Origin of the sequence: Psychrobacter sp. FME13 (assembly GCF_014861395.1) — a bacterium.
Lineage (GTDB): Bacteria > Pseudomonadota > Gammaproteobacteria > Pseudomonadales > Moraxellaceae > Psychrobacter.
The window spans coordinates 1-3,057 of the sequence record NZ_RRYV01000234.1 but is presented as its reverse complement, the minus strand read 5'-3'; the positions used below and the strand labels follow the sequence as shown (position 1 = coordinate 3,057).

The following is a 3,057-nucleotide window of genomic DNA, read 5'->3' as shown; positions in this document are numbered from 1 at the left end:
TGGTGCCCAATACTTTACCGATACTGACTGAGGCTATAATAGCTATGTCTCTAACACCGCAACCTCTCACCGTCATTAGCCGTATGATGTCTTCTATTTTAGAGTGACAGCCCTTATAAGTTAAGGCATGGTCACCAATGAATTGACGTTTGCAGTCCTTGCATTGGTAGTTCTGCTTGCCATAGCTTTTTATGCCGTTTTTCTTTAAACTGGGACTGTGACAGTCGGGGCAGCTGATATCTATTTGTGTCTTCATAACCTCAAATATATCATCTTGCTTTGGCTGTCACCCTCCTTTATTTCTTCAGCATACTTTCTGACACACCACCCTTTTATGAAGATAACCCGTTGTAAACTAACTACAAAAGTACAGCGAAGGCTATTAGATTTTTTTACGGCTGACGTAACCGCTAGAACAGCCGCAGATTTACTCAATATTCAACCTAACACTGCTGCACTTTTTTATCATAAAATAAGACTTGTGATAGATTACCATCTCTCATTAGAAGCTGATGAGCTCTTTGATGGTGATGGTGAAGTCGAATTAGATGAAAGTTACTTTGGCGGTGTACGTAAAGGCAAAAGAGATCGCGGGGCTGCTGATAAAACAGCTGTATTTGGTATATTAAAACGAAACGGTAAGGGTTTATACCATTGTCGTAGCAGACATCAAACAGACTACCCTAACGCCTGTTATTAAGCGTAAGATAAAGCCTGACAGCTTTGTTTATACGGATAGCTATCGAAGTTACAATACATTAGATGTGAGCGAATTGAAACATTTCAGAGTCAATCACTCTAAAGAGTTCACTTGCGGTAAAAACAATCATATCAATGGCACCCCAAACTTTTGGAACCAGTTGCAACTATCCCCTAAACTAACACAGCTCAAATGTAGAATTTCTTATAGAGTACCCATAAGGAGTTTTGATATGAGCAAACGAATAACTGAGACCCAAATAGTATCGATATTAAAAGAAGCAGAAGATAATTCTGCTTTGATGAGTTATACAAGCAAAAGAGCGTTGATGCTGTGAGGTATTTGAAGATATGTTACAACGGATAAATAATAAGCTGTAATCCATAAGAAGGTAGAAAAAATAAAAAGGCCATGATATCGCTATCATGGCCTTTTTATTTAACACAGGTGCTACGAGCAGATTATTATTCAGCAGCGATAGCGATCATCTCAACCAATAGCTCAGGGCGAGCCAGTGCTGACTCACCGCAAGCGCGAGCTGGAGGCTGGATACCTTCAAACCATTTATCCCACACTTCATTCATAGCCGCAAAGTCTGCCATGTCTTTTACCCAGACATTTACTGATAGCAGCTTGGACTTGTCACTACCCACTTCTTCTAGTAACGTTTGGATTTTTTCTAAACACGTCAAAGTTTGTGCTTGAATATCGTCTTCTGCATTGCCCACTTGACCACATAAATAAACCGTTTGGTTATGGACAACGATTCTACTCATACGCGGGGTACTGTGTAACTTCTTTATCATTTTATCTCCCTTCAATTTATAAAAACAGCTGAATCAATCATAACTCAATCAACATGACTCATTGTAGAGTAACAAGTTATTTAGCGAAACGCTGAGCACTAAACGGTGCAAGGTCTACCAATAACGGTTTGTCATGAATCATCTCTTCAACCAGACGACCTGTCATAGGTCCTAAGGTAAAGCCTTGATGGCTGTGACCAAAGGCGAACCATAATTTATCATGCTTATCAGCAGGACCGATAACTGGTTTCATATCAGGCATACAAGGACGTGATCCTGCCCAAGCCTCAGACTCTACTGCATCTTCTAATGGCAGAATTTTACGAGCCAGCTTCAGTACAGTTTGCAGTTGACCGAAGTTCTTTGGTGCATTCATGGTAGTCATCTCAGCACCAGTGGTAATGCGGATACCTTGCTGCATTGGCCCCATCACAAAGCCTTTATCCATATCAAACATACTGTGATTGATGGTGTTTTTTTCTGTCACTTTGAAGTGCTGATGATAACCACGCATCGGGAACAATGGCAGATTATAACCAAGTGGTCTGATCAAATCATTCGACCATGGACCTGCTGCAATAACCAATTTATCACTATAATAAGTGTCATTATCAGTAATGATTTTCCAGCCTTCACCGTCTTTTACGATTTCTTTGACATCGCTCTCTTTGATCGTACCTTGCATGTCTTGGAAGTTTTTCGCATAGGCTTTGACCAATGAGCTTGGGTTTGATACTTGCCAAGAGTTTAGCCAATGAATCGCACCAACAAAACCATCAAAATTGGCACTAGGCTCCATGGCTTTGAGTGCTTCACGGTTTAGTACGTTATGCTCAACCCCTTGATTACGTGCATCAATGGCTGCTGCTTGCGCTTCTTTAAAGGTCTCTTCAGAACGATGCAATTGCAACCAGCCATCGCGAGTAATTAACTCATCAGCACCAGATGCTTCAATCATCGTTTGATGCTCACTGGTGCAATGCTCAATCAGTGTCTGCCACTCTGATTCAATTTGTTTGACCGTCGCAGGTACAGAATACTTCCAGTATTGTAGTAGCGCTTGATGGTAACGCAGAATTGCTGGTATACGATAGCGAATGTCCGTACCTTGGTTGGGTAATACTCGAATCATCTCAGTCAATTGACGAGGAAAAGGATGTGTATGAATAGCTTCACGCTGGATCAATCCAGCATTACCATACGAGGTCTCTGACCCTGGCAGTTTCTTATCTAACAGCAATACGTTTGAATTATTTTTTTGTAAATGCCACGCAACTGAGGTGCCAACCATACCTGCACCGATAACAATCACTTCATAGCGCATAACCTATCCTTTTCTTAGGGTGTTAATACAGAGTATCAAATATGAGGGTCTAACAGAATTAGGTGGTAATAGTAACGCATTAAGCCAAATTTTAAACCCCTTAGATTAACACATGAAGTGCAATACCAAATGCAAGGTGAAAAAAAGACCTAGATGCGCTAGCATCAAAGTTTTTATCCACCGACCAAAGTGAGATTGCAACCATGAGCTATACACATCTAAGCCTA

At 40.9% G+C, this 3,057-nt stretch carries 3 protein-coding genes and 1 pseudogene; 1 reads left to right on the top strand and 3 read right to left on the bottom strand.

Annotated elements, in window-relative coordinates:
• Positions 1–256: IS1 family transposase (locus EI164_RS15380; RefSeq protein ID WP_192518970.1), on the bottom strand; the 256-nt coding region annotated here is incomplete at its 3' end.
• Positions 257–334: 78 nt separating this feature from the next.
• On the opposite strand from EI164_RS15380, the pseudogene EI164_RS15375 reads away from it, so the two are divergent.
• A pseudogene (locus tag EI164_RS15375) lies at positions 335–860 on the top strand (IS1595 family transposase); the annotation flags it as partial.
• 304 nt (positions 861–1,164) lie between these two features.
• Here EI164_RS15375 and EI164_RS15370 read toward each other — a convergent pair.
• Together EI164_RS15370 and EI164_RS15365 are read right to left on the bottom strand one after the other, a co-directional pair.
• Complete coding sequence (locus tag EI164_RS15370; protein WP_192520833.1) at positions 1,165–1,503, bottom strand: RidA family protein; 339 nt, start codon at positions 1,501–1,503, stop codon at positions 1,165–1,167.
• A 79-nt stretch (positions 1,504–1,582) separates the two neighbouring features.
• A complete protein-coding gene (locus tag EI164_RS15365) occupies positions 1,583–2,830 on the bottom strand; it encodes an NAD(P)/FAD-dependent oxidoreductase (protein ID WP_192520831.1) in 1,248 nt (415 codons plus the stop codon).
• Positions 2,831–3,057 lie beyond the last annotated feature (227 nt).